We start from the raw sequence: 1,111 nt of genomic DNA on the forward strand, positions 1-1,111 counted from the left end.
AGGATATCGCCACCGTCCGCTCCACCTTCAAGGACGCCGAGACGGTGACCCGTCTCGACGGCAAGCCGGCGATCGCCATCGAGGTGAAGAAGCGCATCGAATCCAACCTGATCGACACGATCGCCCAGGTGAGGACCGTGTCCGATGCCTTCATAAAGACCATGCCGGAAGGCATGCACGTCACCTACACGCAGGACAAATCGGTCTTCGTCAACCAGTTGCTCGGCGATCTGCAGAACCACGTCATGATCGCCGTGATCCTGGTGTTCATCGTCATTCTCTACGCGCTGTCGGGCCGCGCCTCGCTGCTGATCGGCCTCGCCATTCCATCGTCCTTCCTGATCGGCATCCTGCTGTTGGCCATGATGGGCTACACGATCAACATGATCGTGCTGTTCAGCCTCATCCTGGCGGTCGGCATGCTGGTTGACGACGCCATCATTGTCACCGAATTCGCCGAGCGGCGGATGAGCGAAGGCATGCCTAAGGCCGAGGCGTTCGCGCTTGCCGCCAAGCGCATGGCCGGTCCGGTCATCGCCGCGACGATGACGCGCATCGCCGCCTTTTCGCCGCTGCTGTTCTGGCCGGGCATCATCGGCGACTTCATGAAATACATGCCGATCACGCTGATCGTCACGCTCTCGGCCTCGATGCTCTATGCACTGGTCTTTGCACCAGCGCTTGGCGCCTTGTTCGCCAAGGCGCCGCCGCATCACGAGAAGGACAACCGCGACGGCTGGTACATGGCGGTGGTCAAGCAGGCGGTGCGCTTTCCCATCACCGTGCTTCTGCTCACCGTCGGCCTCTTGTTCGGTGTCGGCTTTGCCTATTCGAAATACGGCGCCGGCGTCGAGTTCTTCCCGAATGTCGAGCCTGACTACGGCCTGCTCTATGTGCACGCCCGCGGCAACCTTTCGCTCGCCGAAATGGATGCCGCCACAACGACCGCGGAAAACCGGCTTCTCGGCTGGCCGGGCGTGAAATCGGTCTATACCCGTGTCGGCAAGACGCAAGGCGGCGGCCAGGACATTCCTGAAGACGTGGTCGGCGTGATCCAGTACGAGTTCGTCGACTGGCGCGAGCGCAAATCGGCGAACGCCATCCTGGACGA

The 1,111-nt window shown here is 61.7% G+C and carries 1 protein-coding gene; it reads left to right on the plus strand.

Annotated features, from left to right (window positions below; genetic code table 11):
* A partial coding sequence (locus AC0L2C_RS34100; RefSeq protein WP_473525522.1) for an efflux RND transporter permease subunit occupies positions 1–1,111 on the plus strand: 1,111 nt, incomplete at both ends.

It is taken from the genome of Mesorhizobium sp. WSM4845 (genome assembly GCF_055811455.1).